Annotated in this window: 24 protein-coding genes and 1 other annotated feature; of the genes, 21 read left to right on the top strand and 3 right to left on the bottom strand. The window is 29.7% G+C overall.

Going from position 1 to position 26,802, the window contains the following annotated elements; translation table 11 throughout:
• Window positions 1-5: 5 nt before the first annotated feature.
• The 11 genes from rnmV (at window position 6) to RYO54_RS06100 (ending at window position 9,559) form a co-directional block, all read left to right on the top strand.
• Window positions 6-560, top strand: a complete 555-nt coding sequence (gene rnmV / locus RYO54_RS06150) for a ribonuclease M5 (RefSeq protein ID WP_315116740.1) — start codon at window positions 6-8, stop codon at window positions 558-560.
• On the top strand, window positions 550-1,383 hold the full coding sequence (gene rsmA, locus RYO54_RS06145; RefSeq protein ID WP_315116738.1) for a 16S rRNA (adenine(1518)-N(6)/adenine(1519)-N(6))-dimethyltransferase RsmA: 834 nt from the start codon (window positions 550-552) through the stop codon (window positions 1,381-1,383). Before rnmV ends, rsmA begins: the two co-directional genes overlap by 11 nt.
• A 73-nt stretch (window positions 1,384-1,456) precedes the next feature.
• On the top strand, window positions 1,457-2,740 hold the full coding sequence (locus RYO54_RS06140; protein WP_315116736.1) for a hypothetical protein: 1,284 nt from the start codon (window positions 1,457-1,459) through the stop codon (window positions 2,738-2,740).
• Window positions 2,741-2,830: 90 nt separating this feature from the next.
• Window positions 2,831-3,424, top strand: a complete 594-nt coding sequence (locus RYO54_RS06135; RefSeq protein WP_315116734.1) for a hypothetical protein — start codon at window positions 2,831-2,833, stop codon at window positions 3,422-3,424.
• An 88-nt stretch (window positions 3,425-3,512) separates the two neighbouring features.
• Window positions 3,513-4,271, top strand: a complete 759-nt coding sequence (locus tag RYO54_RS06130) for a prolipoprotein diacylglyceryl transferase (RefSeq protein WP_315116733.1) — start codon at window positions 3,513-3,515, stop codon at window positions 4,269-4,271.
• Window positions 4,272-4,285: 14 nt separating this feature from the next.
• Window positions 4,286-5,131 (top strand): hypothetical protein, encoded by an 846-nt coding sequence (locus RYO54_RS06125; protein WP_399549124.1) that lies wholly within the window; start codon window positions 4,286-4,288, stop codon window positions 5,129-5,131.
• Window positions 5,132-5,257: 126 nt separating this feature from the next.
• Window positions 5,258-6,406: an efflux RND transporter periplasmic adaptor subunit gene (locus RYO54_RS06120; RefSeq protein ID WP_315116731.1), complete on the top strand. Its 1,149-nt coding sequence runs from the start codon at window positions 5,258-5,260 to the stop codon at window positions 6,404-6,406.
• A 50-nt stretch (window positions 6,407-6,456) separates the two neighbouring features.
• Window positions 6,457-7,113: an ABC transporter ATP-binding protein gene (locus RYO54_RS06115; protein WP_399549138.1), complete on the top strand. Its 657-nt coding sequence runs from the start codon at window positions 6,457-6,459 to the stop codon at window positions 7,111-7,113.
• A gap of 30 nt (window positions 7,114-7,143) precedes the next feature.
• Window positions 7,144-8,355 carry an ABC transporter permease gene (locus tag RYO54_RS06110; protein WP_315116728.1) on the top strand — a complete coding sequence of 404 codons (1,212 nt, stop codon included), beginning with the start codon at window positions 7,144-7,146 and terminating at the stop codon, window positions 8,353-8,355.
• A gap of 64 nt (window positions 8,356-8,419) precedes the next feature.
• The gene (locus tag RYO54_RS06105) at window positions 8,420-9,274 is read left to right on the top strand and encodes an Mrp/NBP35 family ATP-binding protein (protein WP_315116726.1); all 855 of its coding nucleotides are present in this window, start codon (window positions 8,420-8,422) and stop codon (window positions 9,272-9,274) included.
• 93 nt (window positions 9,275-9,367) lie between these two features.
• On the top strand, window positions 9,368-9,559 hold the full coding sequence (locus RYO54_RS06100) for a ferredoxin (RefSeq protein ID WP_315116725.1): 192 nt from the start codon (window positions 9,368-9,370) through the stop codon (window positions 9,557-9,559).
• A 54-nt stretch (window positions 9,560-9,613) separates the two neighbouring features.
• Here the strand turns inward: RYO54_RS06100 and RYO54_RS06095 are convergent, their stop codons facing one another.
• Entirely contained in the window at window positions 9,614-9,883 is a 270-nt protein-coding gene (locus tag RYO54_RS06095; protein WP_315116724.1) for a hypothetical protein, read from the bottom strand.
• 29 nt (window positions 9,884-9,912) lie between these two features.
• On the opposite strand from RYO54_RS06095, the gene RYO54_RS06090 reads away from it, so the two are divergent.
• Window positions 9,913-11,004: a sensor domain-containing diguanylate cyclase gene (locus RYO54_RS06090; protein ID WP_315116723.1), complete on the top strand. Its 1,092-nt coding sequence runs from the start codon at window positions 9,913-9,915 to the stop codon at window positions 11,002-11,004.
• 63 nt (window positions 11,005-11,067) lie between these two features.
• Here the strand turns inward: RYO54_RS06090 and RYO54_RS06085 are convergent, their stop codons facing one another.
• A complete protein-coding gene (locus RYO54_RS06085; protein WP_315116721.1) occupies window positions 11,068-12,051 on the bottom strand; it encodes a DUF3048 domain-containing protein in 984 nt (327 codons plus the stop codon).
• 264 nt (window positions 12,052-12,315) lie between these two features.
• On the opposite strand from RYO54_RS06085, the gene RYO54_RS06080 reads away from it, so the two are divergent.
• The 4 genes from RYO54_RS06080 (at window position 12,316) to RYO54_RS06065 (ending at window position 17,657) form a co-directional block, all read left to right on the top strand.
• Complete coding sequence (locus RYO54_RS06080) at window positions 12,316-14,433, top strand: anaerobic ribonucleoside triphosphate reductase (RefSeq protein WP_315116719.1); 2,118 nt, start codon at window positions 12,316-12,318, stop codon at window positions 14,431-14,433.
• Between the two features lie 2 nt (window positions 14,434-14,435).
• A complete protein-coding gene (gene nrdG, locus RYO54_RS06075; protein WP_315116717.1) occupies window positions 14,436-14,948 on the top strand; it encodes an anaerobic ribonucleoside-triphosphate reductase activating protein in 513 nt (170 codons plus the stop codon).
• A 72-nt stretch (window positions 14,949-15,020) separates the two neighbouring features.
• Entirely contained in the window at window positions 15,021-17,192 is a 2,172-nt protein-coding gene (locus RYO54_RS06070; RefSeq protein ID WP_315116715.1) for a Mur ligase family protein, read from the top strand.
• Between the two features lie 99 nt (window positions 17,193-17,291).
• The gene (locus RYO54_RS06065) at window positions 17,292-17,657 is read left to right on the top strand and encodes a metalloregulator ArsR/SmtB family transcription factor (RefSeq protein ID WP_315116812.1); all 366 of its coding nucleotides are present in this window, start codon (window positions 17,292-17,294) and stop codon (window positions 17,655-17,657) included.
• Window positions 17,658-17,715: 58 nt separating this feature from the next.
• Here RYO54_RS06065 and RYO54_RS06060 read toward each other — a convergent pair whose 3' ends face one another.
• Window positions 17,716-18,357 carry an MBL fold metallo-hydrolase gene (locus RYO54_RS06060; protein WP_315116713.1) on the bottom strand — a complete coding sequence of 214 codons (642 nt, stop codon included), beginning with the start codon at window positions 18,355-18,357 and terminating at the stop codon, window positions 17,716-17,718.
• Window positions 18,358-18,636: 279 nt separating this feature from the next.
• Between RYO54_RS06060 and murI the strand changes: the two genes are divergently transcribed.
• From murI to ileS, 5 genes are all read left to right on the top strand, one after another.
• Window positions 18,637-19,422, top strand: a complete 786-nt coding sequence (gene murI / locus RYO54_RS06055; RefSeq protein ID WP_315116711.1) for a glutamate racemase — start codon at window positions 18,637-18,639, stop codon at window positions 19,420-19,422.
• Between the two features lie 159 nt (window positions 19,423-19,581).
• Window positions 19,582-19,911, top strand: a complete 330-nt coding sequence (locus RYO54_RS06050; RefSeq protein WP_315116709.1) for a DUF3870 domain-containing protein — start codon at window positions 19,582-19,584, stop codon at window positions 19,909-19,911.
• Window positions 19,912-19,960: 49 nt separating this feature from the next.
• Window positions 19,961-21,304: a Na+/H+ antiporter NhaC family protein gene (locus RYO54_RS06045; protein WP_315116707.1), complete on the top strand. Its 1,344-nt coding sequence runs from the start codon at window positions 19,961-19,963 to the stop codon at window positions 21,302-21,304.
• A 98-nt stretch (window positions 21,305-21,402) separates the two neighbouring features.
• Window positions 21,403-23,202 (top strand): N-acetylmuramoyl-L-alanine amidase, encoded by a 1,800-nt coding sequence (locus RYO54_RS06040; protein ID WP_315116706.1) that lies wholly within the window; start codon window positions 21,403-21,405, stop codon window positions 23,200-23,202.
• A gap of 73 nt (window positions 23,203-23,275) precedes the next feature.
• Window positions 23,276-23,495, top strand: a binding site (T-box leader).
• A gap of 85 nt (window positions 23,496-23,580) precedes the next feature.
• Window positions 23,581-26,688 (top strand): isoleucine--tRNA ligase, encoded by a 3,108-nt coding sequence (gene ileS / locus RYO54_RS06035; RefSeq protein ID WP_315116704.1) that lies wholly within the window; start codon window positions 23,581-23,583, stop codon window positions 26,686-26,688.
• Window positions 26,689-26,802: the final 114 nt, after the last annotated feature.

The raw sequence follows: 26,802 nt of genomic DNA, 5'->3' as shown, positions 1-26,802 counted from the left end.
ATAAAATGATTAAGGAAGTAATTGTAGTAGAAGGTAGAGATGATATTACCGCAGTTAAAAGGGCAGTAGATGCAGAGATTATAGCAGTAGGTGGATTTGGTATAAATGCAAAAGTTATAGAGAGAATAAAAGAAGCACATAAAAGGCAGGGGGTAATAGTACTAACTGATCCTGATTTTGCTGGAGAGAAGATAAGGAAGATAATATCCAAAAGAATACCAGATGTAAAGCATGCCTATATATCTAAAGTAGAAGGATTGAAGGATGGAGATATAGGTGTGGAAAATGCATCGCCAAAGGCCATAGTAAGCGCATTAAAAGAAGCAAAGTGCGAAGTCAAAAATAAGAGAGAAGCTTTTACAATTGGGGACATGATTTATTTTGGACTCAGTGGAAAAGAAGATTCCAAAGAAAAGAGACAACAGTTAGGTAAAATACTCAGAATAGGGTATGGAAATGCTAATCAATTTTTAACTAGACTAAATAATTATGGTGTAACAAAGGAAGAGTTCATAAAAGCTATAGAAAAAATTAGTAGGGAGAATGATTATGCAAAATAACACTAAAGATATAGTAAGTAAGTATAATTTTAAGTTCACAAAAAGTTTAGGACAAAATTTTTTAATAGATGACGGAGTGTTAAAAGATATAGTAAAGGGTGCTGAAGTAGATAAAGAGGATTTTGTAATAGAGATAGGACCCGGTGTAGGTACTTTAACAAAAGAACTTTTAAAAGAGGCTAAAAAAGTTTTAGCCATAGAACTAGATTCAGATTTAATTCCAATATTAAAAGAAGAGCTAAAAGATTTTCCTAATTTTGAAATTATAAATAAAGATGTATTGAAAATAGACTTTAATGATTTACTTAAAGAAGAAGAGTCAGTAAAATTAGTTGCTAATTTACCATATTACGTAACAACGCCTATTATATCTTCATTACTTAAAGGAAATCATAAGTTTAAATCATTAACTATAATGATACAAAAAGAAGTGGCAGATAGAATAGCTGCTGAACCTAATACTAAGGAATATGGCTCTCTTTCTTTATTAGTTCAATATTATTGTGATGTAAAAACAGTAAGAAAAGTATCACCAGCTTCTTTTATACCGAGACCAAAGGTAGATTCCATTGTAATTAGGTTAGATAGGCTTGATAAGCCAAGAGTAGATGTAAAGGATGAGGAATTGTTTTTTAAAATTATAAGATCATCTTTTAATATGAGAAGAAAAACTCTTTGGAATGCTTTAAAGAGTCTAGGAATAAATAAAGATTTATTAGAGGAAGCATTGCAAAATGTCAATATAGATAGCAAGAGAAGAGGAGAAACTTTATCCATTGAGGAGTTTGCAAATCTAGCTAATAATATAAAAGAATTACTATAATGTAAAAATTTGTTCACTTTTTGAAATGTGACTCATATATTATAATGAATAAAATATATGGAGGTACATTGATTTGGCACAAAAAAAGAGTTATAGTAGATATTTTATTATATTAAATGAAGAGGTAAAGGGATATGCCATAGCTTCTGATAAATTACCTACTGGATATGTTAAACTTGAGATAAAAAATAATAAATGTAAAGTTTCGTATTATGTGCAAAATCTAAAGAAAGAATCTATCCCCTATTACATGATATTAATACTTGGCAAAAAAGACACTAATAAATTAATTAAAATTGGAGAGTTGAACATAGACGATTACGGAAGAGCAGACATTTCTTATGAATATCCTTCAGATAATATAGGGGATACTGGAATGGATATTGAGAATGTTTCAGGAGCTGCAATTGTTAAATTACAGGGCAATGATGTAAGTCCGGTTTTAAACGGATTTTTAACTTCGGATATTCCGGCATGGAAACAATACACAGTAATTGAGCCTCAAAGCAGAGACATACCAAAAGAGGAGAGAGCAGAACCTGATCCAGTTAGCATTTTTGATAAATATGAAGAGGTTATTGAAGAGAAAGTTAAAGTGGAGAAAGAAGATAAGCAGGAAATTGATCATGAAAATACTAGAGAAGAGAATGAAAGTAATGAAGATAAGATAAAAGAAAAAGTGGACGATGAAATACAAGAAATCCACTATGAAGATACAAGAGAAAAAATTGATGTTGTCCCAGAAAAAAATGAGAATGAAGAAGATGTTGATGTTATCATAGAAGAGAATATTGTAGATATTAAAGAAGATAAAGATGCAACAAGAGAGAGTGAAGATACTGCTGAAAATAATTCAGAAGAAATTGTTGAAAACATACAAGAAGACAATATAGTAAGGCATAGTGATGAGCATAAACATGAAGATGATGATGAAAAAATGCCTAAAGGAAAAGTAGGAAAGTTCTTCAAAGAATTGGGTAAGGATTTTGAAAAGGTTGAAGATGAAATTAAGGACATAAAGAGATGTATATGGCACAAAGTACCTATAACTAATAAAAGTGATATGGGTTGTCATTTTAACTGGAATAAGCATTGCGTTATATATCAGCCAATGATTAACTATTATAACTATATTATTCCTCATAAATATTATATGGTTGGATATAAGTGTGATAAAGAAGGTAAAATGAAATATTTGGTATACGGTATACCAGGAAGTAAATCAAAAAGGGACCAACCATTTAGCGGGAAAACTGGATTTGTAACTTGGGTACCATCTAATTCAGGAAAATGTGAAGGATATTGGTTAATGTTCTACGATTTCAAAACTTCAACAATACTAATTCCTGTAAAATAGGTATGCAAATGTGCATACCTATTTTTATTAATATTTTTAAATAAGACCTCATATATTGTATTATTAATCCATTTATAAAGGGGTAGGGGTATGAGAGTTATTTTGATAAATAAAAGGAGATTAGGTGTATCTGTAATAATCATTGGGCTTATGTTAACAATGTTTGGTATGCAAAAATTTTTTGGAGATAGAATTAACTATACATCTTTAATGCAAAACAACATAAATTCTTTAAAGGAATACGTTATTATGAAAGGGGAAGCGTCATATAATCTTCCGGATGAGTGGAACACAAATGAAAAGTCATTTGGAGGAGAGGAAATAATATATCATAATAATTTTCAATCAAAAGATTTAAAAATACATGGCTTTGTAGAAGTATGGAATTTAAAAGAAGACATAACTGAATTTTTAAAAAAGAGTGAAGAAATATCTAAGGATGAAAATAAAATACTTGATTATAAGTTAGAAGTTATAAAGATAAATAATGAGGAATGGTACTTAGTAGAATATTCAATTAAGAATAATTATGGTTCTAAATATAAATGTAATGAATACTTTAAGAAAAGTAATGGTAGACTTATTAGATTTTCATTTTTTGTCTTGGAGGAAAACTTTAAAGAGAATATGCCTACATTATTTAAAACAATAATTCAAACTTTTAAACATAATTTAAAACAATAAATTATATGTTATAATTATAATAAAAGATTAGAAAATGATAATAAAAGACCAACAAAGGATAGAAAAGTACCTAAGGAGGATAAACTAGATGAAGCCAGTTTTGTTTAAGATATTTAATAAAGAGATATATGGTTACGGTACAATGATAGCAATAGGTATTTTATCAGCTATATTATTGCTAAACTATAGAATTAAGGATAAAAAATATAATGAGGAGCATGTTTTTAACATGATAATAGCGGGTATATTATCAGGAGTATTAGGAGGCAAGCTATTATATATAATAACAGAATTTAAATATATAATTCAAGATCCTAGTAGTATATTAAAAGATTTTGGTTATGGGTTTGTAATATACGGTGCAACAATAGGGGGAGCTTTAGGAGTTTATTTATATTGTAGAAAAAGGAAATGGAATACATTAGAGATGTTTGATTTAATTATACCCTCTGTAGCCTTAGCTCAAGGCTTTGGAAGAATAGGTTGTTTTCTTGCTGGATGTTGTTATGGAAGAGCAACAACTTTACCTATAGGAGTGGATTTTACCAACTCTCCTTTTGTAACACCAGGAATTTTAAGACATCCAACTCAAATTTATTCTTCAATTTTTGATTTTTTATTAGCAGCTTTCTTAATATGGTATAGCAAAAGGAATAAAAATGCAGGAAGAGTTTTTGCATTGTATGTTATAATATATGGCATAGGAAGAATAGCTATTGAATTTTTAAGAGATGATCCAAGGGGAGCAGTAGGGTTGATGTCAACATCACAATTTATTAGTGTATTTACTATTATAATAGGAATTGTTATATTCAATTTAAACAGATTTAAGAGCAAATTAACCTAGGGGGGTTAAATAAGTTGTTAAAGAGAACTAAAGATAATAAAGTAAAATATGTTTTTTTAATTATAGTGTTAATATTACCAATACTTTTGAGCGGGTGTGGTAGATTAGACTCAATGAAGGTGAAATTAGGACTAAAAAATAATGACTTTGAATATATAAAACAGAATAAAGTTGATAAAATTGTAATACAAAATACAAGGGATAAAGGATATAGATTCATTGTAACAGATCAAAAGGCCATGGAAGAGCTATATAAAATATTATCTACAGCTAAGGAAGTAGAGGAAAAGTCAACATTAAAACCAGATTATATATTTGAAATACACGAATCACATGATAAAATTCATGAATTTAAATATATAGCAGGACTAGATAAAAAGAATGGTGGCAATTTATATAGTGAAGATAAAGTATATATAGTTTCCAAAAGAATAGACAATGATATAATAAAAAGCTTTTGGAATATAAGAGTTCCTAAGGACTTTACAGATATATATTATAGTTCAATAATGATGGTGCTTAATGAATACGCTAAAGGTAACAAAGGTGATAAAACTGTAGGTATAAATTTAGATGATGATATTGATGTGAGCAAATTTATATTGTCTGCAGATTTAGAAAACCTAAAGTATAAGTTAAACAATAAATTTCCGGGAGTTACTTTAATAGAAGATGATAGTACCAAGTATGACATTTTAATGACAGTTAAAACCCAAGGATATAAAAGAACTTCTTATAAATCAATTGTAACTTTCTATGATAAGGTAAATAAAAAGGAAGTAAAATATTATACAGTAGGTGAGTATAAAAATACGGATTGGAATATAAATATTTCCAGTGAAAAACCTAAAGACTTTTAATACTGCAATTTAATTGCAGTATTTTTTTATTTGAAAATTTAAATAAATAGTATGTAATTGTCAATAATATAGATATCTTAATGGGTAATGGAAATAATTTAAATTAGGGGAGGAGACAGAGGGAAGATGAAAAAGAAAAGTTTCATTTGGATTACTTCCATAATCATAATTGTAACTATAATATCATTTTTTTATATAAAAAAAATAGATAAAAAAATTGTTACAGTAAAAACAGCTACTATTCAAGAAGGAGAGATAAAATCTTATTTATCTACCACAGGAGTTATAAAATCAAAAAAATCCAAAGAATACTACGGAGATCAAGGTAAGATAAAAAAATTACATGTAGGACTTGGTGATAGGGTAAAAAAGGGGCAAACCTTAGTAGAATTTGATATTCCGGATATAGAGGATAGTATTAGACAAGTTGAAATACAATACGAAAATGCTCTTTTGCAGAAAAATGATTTGATAAACCAAAGAGATAATATAGAAAAGAATAAAAAAAAATTAGATGAAAAAATTAATGAGTTAGAAAACAGTATGAATCCTAATGGTTTATCACAATTGCAGGCTTTAAAACAACAAAGAGAAAGTATTCAAGATATATCTAATGAGAGGCTAAAACAATCAGAAAATTCTGTTGCGCTAGCTAAAATTGCATTAGATTCAACAAGAAAAAAGAAAGAGGAAATAAAAGCTAAAATAACTGCTGATTCTGATGGAGTTATAACTGTAGTAAATGGAGCAGAGGGAGCTATTTACAATGGAATGCAGCCAATAATGGTTGTTGAGGATATAAATAACTTAAGAGTTATAATATCTTTAAGTAAATATGATGTTGGAAAAGTAAAGGTTGATCAAATGGCTATTATAAAAAATGGAGATAAAAATTATAATGGTAAAGTTACATTCATAGAGCCTATAGCTAAAAAGTCAATATCGCCTATGGATGGAGAAAAAACTCTTAATGCTACTGTAGATATAATAGATAGAGTAGAGGACCTAAAAATAGATTTTGATGTGGATATAGATATACTTACAGGTAAAGTTAATAAAGTAACAAAAATTCCCACAGAATGTATTAAAAGTGAAAAAGGTGGAAGAAATATTGTATACATAGTTTCTGAGGATATAGCTATAGAGAAAGAGGTAAAAATAGGTTTGCAGTCGGATACGGAAGTTCAAGTGGTTGGAGGGCTAACATCAGGAGATAAAGTTATATTAAATCCTAGTACTAATATCACAAATGGAACTCCTGTAAAAGAAAGTTAAGGTGAGCTGGTAAAATGATTCAGATAAAAAATCTTATGAAAAAATATAGTATGGGAGATTCATATTTTGTTGCTCTAGAAGAAGTTAATATTAATGTAGGGAAAAAGGAATTTACGGCAATAATGGGGCCTTCAGGTTCAGGTAAATCAACCCTAATGAATATACTAGGATGTTTAGATAGATTTGATAGTGGTGAATATATTTTAAACGGTAAGAACGTATCTAATTTATCTGAGGATGAATTAGCTTATATAAGAAATAGAGAAATAGGTTTTGTTTTTCAATCATTTAACTTATTGCCTAGAATGAATGTGATAGAAAATGTTGAATTACCTATGGTATATAGTGGATTATCAAAAAAAGAAAGAAAAGAGAAAGCATTAAATGCGTTAGAAAAGGTAGGGTTATTAGATAGAATTTATCATAAACCAAATGAAATATCTGGAGGACAAAGGCAAAGAGTGGCTATAGCTAGGGCCATAGTAAATAACCCTTCAGTTATAATGGCGGATGAACCTACGGGAAACTTAGATTCAAAATCTTCCCTAGATATAATGGGTATATTTCAAAGGTTAAACGAAGAGGGGGCTACTATAATAATGGTAACTCATGAACAGGATATTGCTCAATATTCAAAAAGAATAGTAAGGGTAAGGGATGGAAAAATAGTTTTCGATGAAGAGGTTAAAAATAGGGTTGTTTTGTAATTGAATAAATTGCTAGGGGAGAGAAATATAATGAATTTCATAGAGAATATTAAAATGGCAATAGATAGTATAAGGGCTAATAAACTAAGATCCTTTTTAACTATGCTTGGTATAATTATAGGAATAAGTTCTGTGATAACTATAGTATCTTTAGGTAATGGAGCACAGAAGACAATTACAGGGGAATTTGAAAAAATAGGATCTTCTACTATTACCTTAAGGGTTAATGCTTCCAAGGCTTCTAGCAGTGATTATATAAACTTTGAAGACATAAAGGCCATAAAAAGCAGAGTGGAAAAAGTTAAATATGTATCTCCATTGATACAAAAAAATGGGGTAGCTGATTCAGGGAAAGCATCTAGAAGGGCTATCATAAGTGGAGGGAATAACGATTTACTGTACATATCAAATGAAGAAATAGTTTATGGGAGATTTTTCAACGAAAGAGAATATTTAGAGGGGAAGGCAGTTGTAGTTATCGATGAACATTCTGCGAAAAGCCTATTTGGGTATGCGGATGTAGTTGGAGAAACTTTAAAATTAGGGTCAAAATCATCTTTAAAGAAGGCTTTAATAGTGGGTGTAACAAAAGGATTTACAAGCCCATTTATTGACCCATCGGAAACTAATATGCCAACATTTATCTATACGCCTGTTACTTTTCTAAATTTAGTATATCCCAATGATTATAATATGGATACTTTAAATATTATGGCAGTTAGTAAAAATGATTTAGAAAGCGCAGGAAATGGAGCTAAAAATGTGTTGGAGAGCAGACATAATAATAAAAATAAAGAAATTTATAAAGTTGAGAGCATATTAAAGCAAATGGATCAAATAAATAGGATACTAAACATATTTACAGCTTTCATAGGAGCCGTAGCAGCTATATCTCTATTAGTTGGTGGTATAGGGGTAATGAATATAATGTTGGTATCTGTAACAGAAAGGACTAAAGAAATAGGAATAAGGAAAGCTATAGGTGCTACCACTAAGGTAATCTTAATACAATTCCTTACAGAGTCATTAATAATATCATTAGTAGGTGGCATAATAGGTATGATTTTAGGTATAATTGGAGGAGAGATAATAGGTATTTTTGCTAAAATTAACCCAGTGGTTTCAATCAAAGCTGTATTAGGTGTTATACTTTTTTCCTCAGCAGTTGGAATTTTTTTTGGAATATATCCTGCAAGGAAAGCAGCTAAGTTAGATCCCATAGAAGCTTTAAGATATGAATAGCATATTTGTATAAATATGGATTAAGGTTAATTAGCTAATAATCAATACAATAGGAGGAGTTATAATGAGTAATTGTGATAGTTGTCCAAGTAAATCAAATTGTAATACTAAGGAATCAGGATGTTCTAAGCTAGTACCTAAGCATGGAAAGATAAAGCATATTATTGGAATAATAAGTGGTAAAGGTGGAGTAGGAAAGTCTACGGTGACTGGTATACTAGCAACGCAATTAAGCAAGGCTGGATATAAGGTTGGTGTTTTAGATGGAGATATAACAGGACCTTCTATGCCAAGATTTTTTGGCATTAATGAAAGAAGAGCAGAGATATATGCTGTGGAAAATAGCGAGGAAGTAAAGTTTATACCTGTGGAGACATCGTCAGGTATAAAAGTAATATCATTAAACTTACTTACAGAAAAAGAAGAGGAACCTGTTATATGGAGGGGACCTGTAATAACAGGTGTTTTAACTCAAATGTATGCTGATACTCAATGGGGAGATTTAGATTATCTTCTTATCGATATGCCACCAGGAACAGGAGATATAGCACTTACAATTATGCAGAGTATCCCAGTAGAGGGCATGGTAGTGGTATCAACGCCTCAAGATATGGTGTCTATGATAGTTAAGAAGGTAATTATAATGGCTCAGAAACTAAATGTAAATATAATAGGAGTAGTAGAAAACATGTCCTATGTTCAATGTGGAGAATGTGGAGAAAAAATAAAAGTGTTTAGTAAAAAGTCTGCAAAAGAACATGCTGAATATTTAGGAGTACCTTTATTAGCTGAAATGCCTATAAGCTTAGAGTTATCAGATAGCCTAGAAAAAGGGGACGCTGAAAAATTTGTATCAGATAATAAGCAATATGAAGAAATACTAAAAAATTTCAACAAACTTATACAAAACCTTGCTTAAATAGATTTTTTTGACAATAGAGTTATGTTATAAATAAATTATAATTAGGTAAAAATAAAAGTGTAATTTTTTATTTAATAAGGAGGTTATATTATGAAGGCACATGTAGATAAAGATACTTGTATTGGATGTGGATTATGCCCAAGTATTGCCCCAGACGTTTTCGAAATGGATGATGATGGAAAGGCTATAGTTACAGTAGATCAAGTTCCAGATGGATCAGAAGATGCGGCAAAGGAATCTGCAGATAGCTGTCCTACAAACGCTATTTCAACGGAAGAATAAAATATAGAAGAGCAAAATAAGGAGGGATGAATGTCTCTCCTTATTTTTAAATAATCAAAAGAAATCTACGTATTTATCATTGGCTATTCTAGGAATTCCAGGATCAATTCTTACAGTGTCACCGATTTTGGAATTTGATGGTAAATTAAATTTATTTACATCTATGGTAACGCCGTTTTCAAAACTTACAAATACTTCGGTATTATTCATGTCAATAATTCTTCCAACCATTTTTATCCATACCTCCATGAAATATATTCTTAAAATATTGTTTACATTATTTAATGAATTTATTAATATTAAATATAATGGTATTGATTCCATTATTTATAAAATGGGATATGGAGGATAAAATGCAAACTATATTAAAAGATCTACTTTTATTAGCCCTTATAGTTTTTACGTGTATACAATTTATTAATATAAATAAAATGAGAATACATATAAGAAAGTTAGAAAAAATAAAAGAAGCATTGTATGAAATTGCATATACAATAGTACATACAGAAAATGAAGAAGAATTATATGATATTATTCTAAGTACAGCAATTCAATTAATTCCCAATGCATCAAAAGGTAGTATATTACTACTAAGTGAAGATAATAAATTTTATTTTAAAACTTTAATAGGATATTCAGAAACATTAAAGAATATATCTTTTTCTAAGGAAGAAATATATATTAGTAATATGACTTCGAAAATGAGTATTATTATAAAAAACCCCTCAAAGTTTGATGAAAATTTTTTAAGTGTAGATAAAAATGAATATTTAATGGCAAACAATGCGTTGGATATAGAATGTACAATTAGTTCCCCCATTTACATTGATAATAAATTAATAGGATTAATAAATATAGATAGTACTAGTAAAAATAAAATATTTACCGAAGAAGATAGAACCTTTATGGATTATATAAAAAGAGATTTAGAATTAGTGCTTAAAAATACTTATATACAAAATAAGCTTAAATTCATGGCAAATTATGATGAGTTAACTGGATTAATTAATAGAAGATATTTTAGACGGTTACTTGAGAGGGAAGTTAAGATGATTAAGGAATGCGATGATACTTTATCAGTAGTAGCTATAGATATAAATGATTTCAAAATAATAAATGATACCTATGGACACTGTATGGGTGATAGAGCTCTTAAAAGGTTTGCTAAGGTAATTAGTAGCGGAGTTGGAGATAACATCTGTGCTAGGATATCTGGAGATGAATTTGTAATTGTTTTTAAAAACTATTTATTTGAGGAGGCAAATGAAAAGGTAATCCGTATAAAGGAAGAAATTAATAAAATAAAATTTGGTGATTTGAGTTTAGACTTTAGCTATGGTATATATTGTGTTAATTCAAAAGAAAATATTAAACTAGATGAAATTTTGATAAGGGCGGATAGAGAAATGTATAAAGACAAAAAAAAGTTTCACTGTAATATTTAAATACAGTGGAACTTTTTAGTTTTTCAAAACTAAATTTAAATTATCTAATGAAAATAGTGAGATCTATTCAATGATAACTTTTACTCTATTATCAAAAATATGCCACCAGGTCTTACCTGTGGATAAGGGAATTTCTTTATTATCTTTATCTAAGAAAATTGTAGGAGAATTAGAATCTTTCTTTGACCAGCGCCCTTTTATATATTTACCATTACTTATAATATAACAATCGCCCTCTCCTTTAAGGCGTACATCTATATGTAGATTATCCTTTTGTAAAGTGATATCTGTTAACTGTATGATAATATTATTAACTTCGATAGGTGTTTTTTTCTCTGCATCAATAGATTTTTCTCCATCCATATACTTTGTATATTTATTATTATTAAAAACATAAGAGGTATTGTAGTATTTATTAACATTTAAATATACCTTTTCAGCATCATCCGCAGCATTCTTACCAAAATCATTACTAAAATATAAGGATTTACTTGGAGATTTAATTAGATTTTGCTCTTTTATCAGTTCTCTTAAATTAGAGGAAGTATAAAGGCTATGCTCATAGGGCCTATTTTTATCTCTCCAATAAAATTTTTCATATGAAAATTCATTTAAACTGGGAAGCTTCTCCTTTTCTATTCTGCTTTTAGCTTCTTCACTATATCCACAATGGGCGAAAGGAAGATTATTTTCAATTGCTATGTCTAAAAAATATGGTCGAGCACTTCTAACAGGACCTATTTTTGAAGAGTCATTTTTATGATAAATTGCCATAAATCGTGATATTCCGCCTTCCGCCATAGTTTCGTAAACTACATCTGCATCAATTAATCCAGAGTGAGGTCTAGAAGCTTTAGAATTTTCCACTATTACCATAAATGGAATCTTAAAATAAGTATCCTTATCTATTTCTTCCCCAGTATAGGGAGAAAAAAATTTTTCTTCTTCTTTAGGTTGTTCTTTTTTAACTTCTTCTTTTATTTCAGGCGGTTTATTGCATCCAACCAATAAAAAAATTGAAAATATTAAAATTAAAAACTTTTTCATATTAACAACTCCTATAAAAATATTATATACATTTTACCAAATAATGTATTCTTTTGGTAGTGTCAAAATAATATTTAAGCTATTTAACATAATAAAAAAATAGCAAGCTGCCAGTATATATAATATAAAGAAAGAGATAAAGAAAGAGAATAGTAAATCCATATATTATCGTAATATAGTTGATTTTAAAATTGCTAAATATTTATTGCCATAGTATAATGACACAGTGAAAACACAATATATAGTACTTAGGGGGATTGTTTTATGCTACATGTAGTAAAGAGAGACGGTAGAAGGGTTTCCTTTGACACCACAAAGATAACTAATGCAATAAAAGGGGCATCAGAAGAAATTGCATATAATTTAAAAGAAAGTGAAGTTATAGATTTAACCAAAGAAGTTATTAAGAAATTAGAAGATATAAACAACGAAGAAATATCTGTAGAAGAGATTCAAAATTTAGTAGAAAACACTTTACTTGAAAATGGATGTAAAGAAGTAGGGATTGCATATGCTAATTACAGAAAAGAAAGAAATAAAATTAGAGAAATAAAATCAGATTTAATGAGGGCAATAGAGAAGATAGGAGTAGAAACTGATAGAGATAATGCTAATGTTGGAAATAATTTTTCTTCAAAATTATTAAGAATAGCTAGTGAATCCAACAAGTGGCATAATTTATCCATAATGCCTAAGCATTTAGCAAAGTCTCATGAAAACGGAGATATATATTATCATGATTTAGATAGCTACAATTTAACAACAAATTGTTTACATATACCGACTAAAGAAGTATTATCAAAAGGATTTAACACAGGCTACGGTTATATAAGACCACCTAAAAGAATAGAATCCGCTTGTGAGTTATCTTGTATACTACTTCAATCCACACAAAATGATATGTTTGGAGGACAATCTCATCCAGACTTTGATAATGATATGGCTGCATTTGTTGAGCCAACAAGAATTGAAATAAAGAAGGAATATAAAGAAGTAGGATTAGAAGACTCAATAATAGAAAAATTAGTTGAGAGAAGGCTTAAAAAAAATATTAGTCAGGCTATGCAGGGAATTGTGTATAACCTAAATACTATGCATTCAAGAGCAGGTTCTCAGGTACCTTTCAGTTCTATTAATATAGGAATACCTCAAAGTGAGGATGCAGCGTTGATATGTGAGATATTCTTAAATCAATATGAGAAAGGATTAGGTAAGGGAGAACAACCTATTTTCCCTAATATAATTTTTAGGGTAAAAGATGGAGTGAATAAAAAGCCATCAGATCCATACTATTATTTATTTAAATTGGCATGTAAAGTGGCAAGTAAAAGAATGAATCCAACCTTTATGAATATAGATGCTGATTTTAATTTAGAGTATTATGAGAAAGGATACTTACCAGCTACCATGGGTTGTAGAACGAGGGTTCAATCCAATGTAAATGGAGAACCTACAGTAAAAGGTAGAGGCAATATCGCTCCAACAACAATTAATCTACCAAGGGTAGGTATATTGGCAAAGGGTGATTTGGATAAATTCTTTAGCTTATTAGATAGCAGGTTAGATATGGCTAAGGAGTCTTTATTACATAGATACGAAGTACTTAAAAGATTAAGAGTTAAGGATTTACCTTTTGTAGCTGGACAAGGATTGATGAAAGGTGCAGAGAATTTAACTCCAGAAGATAGTATAGAGCCTATATTAAAGCAAGGAACTTGGGCTATTGGCTTTATAGGGCTTGCTGAAACACTAACAGCACTAATAGGAAAACATCACGGTGAAAGTGAAGAAGCGAGGGAATTAGGGCTGAAAATAATACAATATATCAGAAACTTTGCAGATAAAACTACAGAAGAAACAAGTTTAAATTGGTCTTGTTATGCTACTCCTGCAGAAGGTTTAAGTGGAAAATTCATATTACAAGATCAAAAAGTGTTTGGAAAAATAAAAGGTGTTACTGATAAAGATTATTATACAAATGGATTCCATATTCCAGTTGGCCACTCTATATCAATAAAAGAGAAGATAGATATAGAAGCGCCATATCATGGAGTTTGTAACGGAGGACACATAACCTATATAGAATTAGATGACTATCCAACAGAGGATGTGATAATGGATATATTAGAATATGCTTATACACATTCTAATATAAACTACATAGGAATAAACTTTCATATAAAATACTGTAGAGATTGTGGTACATATTTAAATAATAATGAGTGTAAGTGTAGTAAATGCGGAAGTTTAAATATACAGGGTATTTCAAGAGTTACAGGATATTTAAGCTTGGATGAGAGATTCGGTGGTGGAAAAGTAGCAGAAAGAAGTGATAGAATATCACACACCAATAGAGTTAAATTCTACAGTAAAGGTGAGTAATTATGAAAGAACTTCAAGTTGCAGGTTTTCTAGATAATTCTTTAGTAAATGGCAAGGGTTTAAGATCTGTTTTGTTTTTATCTGGTTGTAATCATCATTGCCCTGGATGCCATAATCTAGATATACAGGAATTTGATTATGGAGAAAAAGTTAGTATAGAGGATATCTCTAATAGAATAAAAAGTAATACTCCATTAATAAAAGGGGTTACATTTTCTGGGGGAGAACCTTTTGAGCAAGGTAAAAACCTTAGTGAATTAGCTTATATTTTAAAAAGAGAGGGCCTTAATATTTGGTGTTATACAGGATATACTTTTGAATATATAATTGAACATTTAGATACAAATAATGGGTGGAAAGAGCTATTAGATAACATCGATATATTAATAGATGGTAGATTTGAGATGGATAAATACAGCCACCATTTAAAATATAAAGGCTCGAGCAATCAAAGAATAATTAACGTAAAGGAAAGTATATTGTCAAAACATATTCTATTGTATGAAGAAGTTTAGAATTTTAATATGCATAATTTCTCTTGTAAATTAAGAACCTATATTATTACGGTTTTTGAGGATGGTGAAATTATGCATATTTTTTCTATAAATTTTTTTGAAGGAAATAATATTAAGGGAATAAAAGGATTAGTAAAAATAAAAGTAAGGGATACTGATAAAGCAGATTTAAATGAGTTCATAAAAAAATACTTAGAAATATATAAATATGTTGGTTATGATGAAAAAATAATAGAAGTAAAGGATGAAGAGGAAGAATATACTATTTGGGCTACCTATAAAAGAGAAAATTTATGTAGGTATATAATTTATAATGTAGTAGAAAAAGATTGTAGTGTGAAGAAGGTTGGAGATAAGGTTAAAAAGCTATTTCAAGATAAATTCACCTTTAGAATTATAGACTTGGCTAAAAAAGAAGGAATTCCAGTAATTGAACTTTCAGAAGGATTATATCAGTTAGGCTATGGGTGTAAATCTGTGATTATAAGTGATGAATATCAGAGTTATGAAAATATTCCAATGGCAATTAAAAGTAAGAATAGAGATACTTTATATGAATTATTGAGATGTAATAATCTTCCTAGAGTGAAAATGAGAAAGTTATATAATTTAACAGAGGAAGATATTATGGATTTGCAATATCCAATAAATGTATGTAACTATTCCAAGGATTATAATATAGATATTAGATGTAAAAGCCATGAGGAATTAATAACTGTTGTAAATAATATAATTAATTCTTATGGATATGCACTGATTTATGATGGGGATTTAACTTATAGAGTAATTAGCTATAAAGGTAAAAATAACAGAGTATTTAAAATGAATGAAAATAGAGAGTATGAAGAAGTAGATCAATGGTGGGGGCTTAGAGAATTAATAAATAGTATATATAAGGTTTTTAAAATTGAGTTCATGTATATAGATTTATATAAAGATGAAAAAAATAACGCATTAAAAATAAGAGATTTAGGATGCGTGTTTAATATAGAAGATGAATTGATTAATATAAAGAACTCTATAATAAAGTTTTTTCTACAAAGTATAAAGAATGAAGTTAAAGGTATACCTATAATATCGATAACTGGATCCAATGGTAAAACAACTACAGCAAGGCTAATTTACAATATATTTAAAAAACTTGGATATGTAACAGGATTGGCCTCAACAGAAGGTATATTCATAGGAAATGAGAAAATTAGAGATGGAGATACCACAGGTTTTTTAAGCGCAAGAGAGATTTTAACCAATAGAAAAGTGGAAGTAGCTGTATTAGAGACAGCAAGGGGAGGAATAGGGCGAAATGGATTGGGATACGAAGGAGGAAATGTAGGGATTATAACGTCTATATCTGAAGATCATGTAGGTATGGAAGGTACAGAGGATATGGATAAATTGATTGGGACTAAATCAGTTATTATAAAGGAATTAGTAACTGGGGGAAAGGCTATATTAAAAGCTCAGCAGGAATTATCACATTTATTTTCTTGTAGGAAAGATATAGAAATATGTTTGTATGATTTAGAGAAAAATCCATTGATAGAAGAACACATAAAAAAAGGTGGAGAAGCTTTTTATGTAAGGAATGATTATATAATACATTGCAAAAATGGTGTGGAAAGTAAAATTATGAATGTAAGAAAAATTCCATTCACTTATTATGGAAAATCAAAAAGTAATATATTAAATGTGATTTCCTCATTGGCAGCAACTTATTATATATATGGAAATATTGAAAAAGTTATAGATATAATAGGCACTTTAGAGTGTGACTTATATTTGAATCCTGGAAGACAAAATATAATAAACATGAATAAATATAAGATTATTTTAGATTATGGACATAACGGGGAAGCTTTTGAAGGAGTATTTAACTTAGCTAAAGAATTTAAACCTACTAGAATAACTTCAATAATAGCTGCTCCTGGAGATAGGATGAATAAATATATAAGAGAATTAGGAGAGATATCTGCTAAATATAGTGATTATATAATAATAAGAGAGCAATTCGACCTAAGGGGTAGAGAAAAAGGAGAGTCTGCTAGATTAATAAAAGAAGGAGTTATGTCAAAAGGATTTGATATAAAGAGGTTACAGGTTATTTATAAAGAGGAAGATGCAATAATATATGCTATGGATAGAGCAATAGAAGGGGAAATTATAATATTATTTACTCAATGTTTAGATTTAATAATTAAAACTATAAATAATCATGAACAGAATAAAGTGCCTTTGCTAAGTTGAATAAATAAATTATAAACTATATAATAAATATATAATGAAAGGGAGCTAGACGGAAGACAGTATAATGTGAAAACAACTAATCCTAAGGGTGGTGAAAAAATGAGAGAACTTGAAGAAATAGAGGTTTGCAACTGTTGTGATGTTCATAACGATTGTGTTAGCTGTGTTAAGAAAAACATGTTGGATAATGAAACATTTACAAGGCTATCTGATTTGTTTAAAGTTTTAGGGGACTATACAAGAATTAAAATAATATATGCTCTCTTTAAAAAAGAATTGTGCGTTTGTGACATTGCTGAGGTATTAGGTATGAGCCAGTCTTCAATATCTCATCAACTTAGAATTCTTAAATCTGCAAGACTTGTTAAGTTTAGAAGAGAGGGAAAAACTGTATTTTATTCCCTAGATGATGAACATATAGGTGAGATTTTTAATGCTGGTTTAACTCATGTTGAACATAACTAAAATTAATTGTGAAACCTTAGTTTAAGAGAAGAAGATTCAATTAAGCTAAGGTTTATTTTTATTTATAATCCAATATTAATAATTCACCATCAAGATTTTTTAGGTTATCAGTCAGCTCAATAGAATTGCTATTTATACGTTTAGCTTTTTTTATATACTTTAAAAAGTTTTCTAATCCGTCTAATGGAAAGGATAAATCTGGAGTTTTATAATGCATAGGTATAATTACATGGCTTTTTATCAATTTGGTTATTTGAAAAGCTTCTTTTCCGTTTATGGTGTAGTTTCCTCCTACAGGTATGAACAGTACATCCGCATCTCCAATTTTTGACAGGTCTTCTTTTGATAAAAGATGCCCTAAATCCCCTAAATGACAAAGCTTATAGTTATCCATTTGGAATAAATATATTATGTTCTCTCCTCTCTTTGTACCTTGATCTTTGTCATGATAAGAAGGTATACCATTTATGGGTATATCGCATGGATTAAAAAATCCTACCTTTTCTATTATAGTAACTTTCTCAGAATTAATGTTATCTTTGTAATTGTGATCAAAGTGTTGGTGGCTAATAGTTGCAACATCTATATCACCTTTAAAAGTTTCATATCCTATAGAATCATTAAAAGGATCTGTAAGTAATCTTCTTCCTTTGGAATCCTCTATGATAAAAGAAGAATGGCCTAACCAAGTTATGTTCATTTGTCACACCCCTATAAATTATTAATTAATTAACATATTATATATATATTTATACAATTATCATAAAATATTCAGAAAAAATAATAAAAAGAAAAAAATATTGACAAGTTAAGTCATATTTGCTAAAATATTTTTAAATGAAAGTGAATTTAATATTCACCGTTCATTATATTGGTATACAAACATAGTATATAGACTTTGTATATGAAAATATAATGAAGCCGGTTTTCTTCTTAAAGGGAGAACCGGCTTTAATTTTTTTGCGGGGGTTGATTTATAATGATAACAAAAAATAGTCCAATAGGAGTGTTAGATTCAGGGGTGGGAGGACTCACTACTGTAAAAGAGCTTCAAAAGTTATTGCCAAAGGAAAATATAATATATTTTGGTGATAACAAAAATGTACCATATGGAAATAAGAGTCAAGAAGAAATCATAAGTCTTACTAGAAGAATGATTGAATTTTTAATTAGCCAAAACGTAAAAGTTATCGGGGTAGCCTGCAATACAATTTCCACTATTATAGATTTTATAAGCAATGATTATGATGTTAAGATAATAAAGGTTATTGACCCAGTGGTAGATAATATTAGAAATACATTGAAAAAAGAAAAGGTTGGATTAATAGCAACTAACTTTACAGTAAACAGTGGATATTATGATAAAATGCTAGGAGATATTAAAGTTTATGGTAAAGGTTCAGGAGAGCTTGCTGCTATAGTAGATAGCGGAAAGATAGATAGAGCAGAAGTTAAGGAAATAATAAAAACTCATATTGATAATATTTTACAAAGGGAAAGTGTAGATACAGTAATATTAGGATGTACTCATTATCCAATCGTAAAGGATATATTTGAAGAATGCTATCCAAAAATTAACTTTATTAATCCAGCTTTTCAGCAAGCAGAGGGTATAAGGAAATATTTGGAAGAAAAGGAATGGTTAAAGGAAGAAGAAGGTAAAACTTTTAACGTATATACTACAGGGGATGAAGATAAATATCAGATAATAATGGACATGCTACAATTAGAATTGCCACAAGAAATAATACAATACAATGATTGATAATTGAATTATGCGATATCGTTATATTGAAAATTCAGACTGTTAGTTTTATATTTAACAGTCTGAATTTTTTGATATAATATAATTGTTGATCTTATTTATTGAAAATGTTGTATAATCTAATTAGTGTCAATATATAAATTTAAGGAGTGGTACTGCATGAAGTATGAAAAAAATACTATATATATTACAGGAGTATCTAGGGCAAATAGTACAGATCCGATTACAATTATGTATAATGGCTTTTTTCTTGGATTAATAATTAATAGAGATAGTGGTGAGGTAATAGACATAACATGTAATGCTATTAGCAATGTGACTACTGATTTCATAAAATCTATGCTTGTGGGATACAACTTAATAAGTGATTTAGATCATATGATTAGTGAAATAAACAATAGATTTTTAGGCACAGCACAGAAAGCTTTAATTGTGGCTTTAAAAGACGTTCATAATAAATTTTTAATTGAAAAGAAAAAGAGCAAATAGGTAATATTAGGGGAATAGGTTATATTTAGGGGAAAAGGTGGGGGCTAAAATGGATATAGCTTTAGCATTTATATTAAGCTTTATAATGTTACTTCTGGGAGTATATAAGGGTATTTATATAGGATATCCTCTTACGGCAGGAATAATTTTATTTATACTTGTAGGTATGAGAAAAGGATTTAGTATTAAGCAATTATTAGCCATGGCTTATAAAGGTGGAAAAAAATCCTTTATAGTTATTGAAATTTTTATATTAATAGGTGGAATTACAGGCATATGGATGGCTGCAGGAACAGTACCTGCCATGGTTTACTATGGAATGAAATTTCTTAGGCCTAATTTGTTTATATTATCAGCGTTTTTAATAAGTTGTTTAGTATCATTTCTTATAGGAACTTCTTTTGGAACGGTCAGTACCGCAGGAATAGCTTTAATAGTGGTTGCAAGGGGCGGAGGAGTGAGCCCTGTAGTTACAGCAGGAGCTATAATAGCAGGAATTTATTTTGGAGATAGATGTTCTCCTATGTCTTCAAGTGCAAATCTAATTGCTAATTTAACGGAAACAGACCTATATATTAATATAAGGAGAATGTTTAAAACTTCTATAGTACCATTTTTTTTAGCAACAATAATCTACTTTATCTTATCATATAAATATCCCTTGAATGCTGGAGATAGCAGTATTATAAATGAGATAGGAAGTTCTTTTTATATAGGAACAATAGTGATTATTCCGGCTATTGTTATATTAATTTTATCCTTCTTTAAAATAAACGTTAAAGTGTCTATGGCAGTAAGCATAATTGTAGCTCTATTGATAAGCATTTTTGTACAAGACAATGGACTTAAAAATTCATTGAAATATATATTTTTAGGATACTCAATGGATGGAAATACTCCTTTAAAAGATATAATAAAAGGGGGAGGGGTTCTATCCATGATAAAAAGCTCTATAGTAGTTTTTATATCCTCTGCTTTTACAGGAATATTTGAAGGAACAAGTATGTTGAAATACATAGATCAATATGTAGATAAAGCTAAAACTCGAAGTGGATTATTTTTAACTTCCATATTAGCAAGTATTTTTACTGGTGCTTTTGGGTGTAGTCAAACTCTTGCAGTAATATTAACACATATGCTTGTAAAGGACACCTACGAAAAGAATGGAATTGATAAGTATGAATTAGCATCGGATTTAGAAAATACAGCCATAGTAATATCTCCATTGATACCGTGGAATATTGCGTTATTAATACCGTTGACTACCTTAGAAGTTGGGGCTTCCGCAATTGTATATTCATTTTACTTATATTTTATTCCATTAATAAATCTTATTTATTTAACCTTTAGAGACAAAAAATATAATAAATTTTTAAAATATACCGTAGATTAATATGGAATATATGTAATTTTATATTATAATGAATGTATGTGTGACAAATTTAAAAATAAATCGTATTAAAAGTTGATGTTGTAAAAAGGGGTGATTTTTTGAAAAAAAATTATAGGAGGATAATAACTGTATTTACGATGCTGTTATTTATAGCTACGGGATTTTTTAGGGGGAATTATGTTGGAGCAAGTACATCCTTTGAAAACTGGAGTACTAAAGAAAACGTAGAGGAAAATAAAGTTTGGACCATTAAGTTTAATTATGAGCTAAATAAAAGTACCATAAATGATAAAAATATTTATATAACAGATGAAGGTGGACAAACTATTCCCGTAAATGTAGTAATTTCTTCTGATAATAAGGGAATAACAGTTTCTTTAAAGAATAATGCCAAATATGAATCGGGAAAAACTTATTATTTATTTGTAAATGAAAAAGTTCAAAAAGCTTCAGGTAAACCTTTAACCAAACCAATTAAAATGCAATTCACAATAAAAAACAAAGAGGTCCCAAATAATAAGGAGTTTGCTGTGGTATTAGATGCAGGCAGTGGGGGCAGTGATACAGGGATTGTAGGGCCTAATGGAAACATGGAAAAAGATATAACATTAAGCATCGCATTGAAAGCAGGGGAAATATTAGAAAAAAGCGGAATTAAAGTTATATATACTAGAAAAGATGACAATGTAGATTGGGATAAAGACGATATGAAATCCCGTTATAGTATAGTTAATAATAAGGATTATAATTATTTTGGAGTAAGTATACATACAAATACTGCAGGCAATGTAGAAGCTACAGGTGTAGAAACATATCATTTACAAGGAGACTTGTTAGGGCAAAAACTTGCAGAAAATATCCAACAAAAAGTTGAAGGAAGTATTGATATTACAAGCAGAGGTGTTAAACCTGGAGACTTCCCAGAAAGAAATGCCGCTAATATGTCAATGGCTAAAATATTTGTAGGATTTTTAAATAATCCTGTAGAAGAGTTGAAAATTAGCACTTCTGAAATGCAACAAAAATTTGCTGAAGCAATAGCAGGTGGAATAATAAGATTTAAAGAAACAGGGGACTTAAATGGCAGCAATGGTAGCAATAATATAATAACTTCAGTAGAAGATATTATACATACTGTAACAGAAGGGGAAGAATTTATATTACCAGAGAAGGTAAAAGCTACTTCAAGTAAGGGTCAGGTTACAGATGAACCAGTTACTTGGAATAGTACTACTGTAGATACAAGTAGTGCGGGAACATATAGTTACGTTGGAACAGTAGCAGGTTATAAAGATAAGGTATATCTAACCCTGTTAGTTACTCTCAAAGGAGATAGTAGACATACAGTGGTAATAGATCCGGGTCATGGAGGATATGATCCAGGGGCAGTAGGACCTACAGGTGTTAGAGAAAAGGACGTAACATTAGCGGTAGGTATGGAAGTAGGGAATATACTTCTTAAAAATGGAGTGAAAGTTGTTTATACAAGAACCAGTGATAAAGTATCTTGGCCATCTAATGAACAAAAGGATTTACAAAAGAGAACGGAAATAGGTAATAGTGTAAAAGGAAATTATTTTGTTTCCATACATTGTAATTCTATAAAAAATAATCCTGGGGTCAATGGAACGGAAACTTATCACGATAAAGATAGCGTTGCTGGTGAAAACTTAGCTCAAAAGATTCAAAGTGAATTAATTAGTAGCTTAGGTACAGTGGATAGGAAAGTGAAAACCGCAGGATTTTATGTGTTGAAATATACGGATGCTCCAGCAGTTTTAGTTGAGTTGGAATTTTTAAGTAATCCTAATGGAGAGAAAAATTTAAAAGATCCTAAATTCCAAAAGAAGGCTGCGCAAGCTATTGCCAATGGTATATTGAAATCTTTAGGAAAATAACAAAAAAAATTGACAATAAAAATTTCTTGTAATATAATTAAGTTTAATTATATTAAATATTCATTCTAAATGTAATAAAACTGTGAAGAGGAAAAGTACTTAATTCCTATACTTTAAAGAGAGTGGTGTTCGGTGAAAATCCACAAGTTAAGTTTTAAGGAAAATCACCTTGGAGTTGAGAACCGAAGTAATAGTAAGTTTGTCCGTAATCCTGCGTTAAAGGATAGAGCATATAAGTGCTTGAAACTTATTTACCATAGGTGGTATAGCGAAAATATAACTTCGTCCTATTAGGGACGGAGTTTTTTGTTTTATAAAATAATTTGTTTATAATACATGTATTATGACAAGAATTAATCAATAGGAGGGAGTTGCAAAATGTATAAGAAGATAGACAATAGCAGAAGCTTTGTCCAAATGGAAAGAGATGTGCTAAATAATTGGCAAGATAATAAAATAGTAGAAAAGAACTTCGACCTAAATAAGGATGGAGAGTATTTTACTTTCTATGATGGACCTCCAACAGCTAATGGAAAGCCACACGTAGGTCACGTATTAACAAGAGTTATAAAAGACTTAATACCAAGATATAAAGTAATGAAAGGATATAAAGTGCTAAGAAAGGCTGGGTGGGATACCCATGGACTTCCTGTAGAACTTGAAATCGAGAAAAAGCTTGGTATTTCAGGAAAAAAAGAAATTGAGAAATATGGTGTAGAAAAATTTATAGGTGAATGCAAAGAGTCAGTATTTACTTATTCTAATATGTGGAAAGACATGTCAGAAAAATTAGCATTCTGGGTGGATATGGAGAATCCATATGTTACTTATCATAATGATTATATAGAATCAGTATGGTGGGCATTAAAGCAAATGTGGGATAAAGATTTATTATATAAGGGTCATAAAGTAATTCCTTATTGCTCAAGATGTGGAACAACATTATCTTCTCACGAAGTAGCACAGGGATATAAAGATGTAAATGAAGGAACAGCATTTGTTAAATTTAAAGTAAAGAACGAAGAAAATAAATATATACTTGCATGGACAACCACACCTTGGACATTACCAAGTAACATTGCTCTTGGAATAAATAAAAACTTTACCTATGTTGAGGTAATAAATAATGAAGAACATTTAATACTAGCAAAAGAACTTCTTAAAGTATTAGATGGTGAATATGAAATCGTAAAAGAGTTCAAAGGGGAAGAGCTTTTAGGGTTAGAATATGAACAGTTATTTAACTTCTATACTCCTGAAGAAAAAGCCTTTTATATAGTTCATGGTGATTTTGTTACACTAAGTGATGGTACAGGAGTAGTTCATTTAGCACCAGCTTATGGTGAAGATGATAGCATCGTATGCAAGAAATATGATTTACCATTTATGAATTTAGTAGATAGTGAAGGAAAGTTTATTGATTGTGTAGAGCCGTGGAAAGGTATGTTTGTAAAAAAAGCTGATCCAAAGATAATTGAGAATTTAAAAGAAAGTGGAAAGCTATATAAATCACAAAGATTTACGCATTCCTATCCTCACTGTTGGAGATGCGATACGCCATTATTATACTATCCAAAGGATAGCTGGTTTGTTAAAATGACATCTTTAAGAGATAAGCTACTGGAAAATAACAATAAAGTTAATTGGTATCCAGATAATATTAGGACAGGAAGATTTGGTAAATTCTTAGAAAATGTTATAGATTGGGGAATTTCAAGAGATAGATACTGGGGAACTCCTCTTCCAATATGGGAGTGTTCTTGTGGGCATAGAGAGTGCATAGGAAGTATTAGTGAATTAAAAGAAAAGGGAATTAATGTTCCTGAAAATATAGAACTACACAAACCATTTATAGATAAAGTAAAATTAACATGCCCTCATTGTAGCAAAGAGATGACAAGGGTGGGTGAAGTTATAGATTGTTGGTTTGATTCAGGATCTATGCCTTTTGCTCAGCATCATTATCCATTTGAAAACAAAGAAGTGTTTGAAAAAACCTTCCCAGCACAATTTATATCAGAAGCAGTAGACCAGACAAGAGGATGGTTCTATACATTAACAGCTATATCAACAGCAATATTTGATACAAATCCATTTGAAAATTGTATTGTATTAGGTCACGTGCTTGATAAAAATGGATTAAAAATGTCAAAGTCAAAAGGAAATGTTGTTGACCCATTTGAAGTATTAGATAAGGTTGGAGCAGATGCGTGTAGATGGCACTTCTATACAGCAAGTGCACCATGGTTACCAACAAGATTTTCAGTAGAGGATGTGGAGGAGACTCAAAGAAAGTTCCTAAGCACATTATGGAATGTATATTCCTTCTATGTTCTATATGCTGATATAGATAAATTTAATCCATTAGAATATACTGATTTTGTTAGCGAAAATGTAATGGATAAATGGATAATATCAAAATTGAATACTCTAATTAAAGAAGTAGAAGAACACATGGATTCTTATAGAATTACTCAGGCTTCTTTAGCTATTGAAGAGTTTGTTGATGAAGTATCCAACTGGTATGTAAGAAGAAATAGATCTAGATTCTGGAGTGAAACATTAACTGAAGATAAGATAGGAGCTTATGTTACTCTATATAGAGTACTGACTACTGTATGTTCAGTTGCAGCACCATTTGTTCCTTTCATCACTGAGGAGATATATGGTAATTTAGTAAGAGCATTAGATAGTGAAGCGCCAGAAAGCATACATTTGTGTAAATGGCCAGAATACAATGAAGACTTGATGGATAAAGAATTAGAAATAGAAATGGAAGAGGCTTATAAAATAGTTAAGCTTGGAAGAAGTGCAAGAAATACATCAAATATAAAGAACAGACAGCCATTAGCAGAAATGCTTGTAAGTTTAAAATCTCTTCCAAAATACTATGGAGATATTATAAAAGATGAGCTTAATATAAAAGATGTACTATTTGGAGCGGATTTATCTAAATATGTTAACTTTGATATAAAGCCTAACTTACCTATGTTAGGAAAGGCCTATGGCAGATATATACCTGCAATAAGAAAAGAATTAGCTTCAATGAACCAAATGGAGCTTGCTCAAAAAGTGCAGAATGGAGAAAATGTAATTATTAGTGTTGGAGAAGTTGAAATAAAACTTAATAGTGAAAATCTTCTTGTTACAATGCAAGGTCTCGAAGGATTTGCTTTTGCAGGCGAAGGAACTATAGGAGTAGTTTTAGATACTACTATTACTGAAGACTTAAGAGAAGAAGGACATTTAAGAGAAATATTAAGTAAAGTTCAAAACATGAGGAAAGACAATGGTTTCCAAGTGGCAGATAAAATTAAATTATATGTATCTGGAAATGCAATGTTAGAAGATGTGGTTCGTAAATTTGAAGATTATATTAAAAAGGAAACACTTTCTGTTGAAATTTACTACAACGAAGAAAAAGAGTATACAGATTGTAGGATTAATGGAGAAGACTTTAAGATTTATGTGGAAGTAGTAAAATAAATTTTGTAAGGGGAGTTGTTTAATAAAGACAGCTCCTTTTGCATAACATACATAATAATTAAAGGATTTTTATGAGGGTTTCAAGAATATATAAAATTGGGTAAAATATATAAA

This window comes from uncultured Clostridium sp., assembly GCF_963515715.1.
Taxonomy (GTDB): domain Bacteria; phylum Bacillota; class Clostridia; order Clostridiales; family Clostridiaceae; genus Clostridium_AW.
This window is presented reverse-complemented; position numbering and strand designations above follow the sequence as displayed.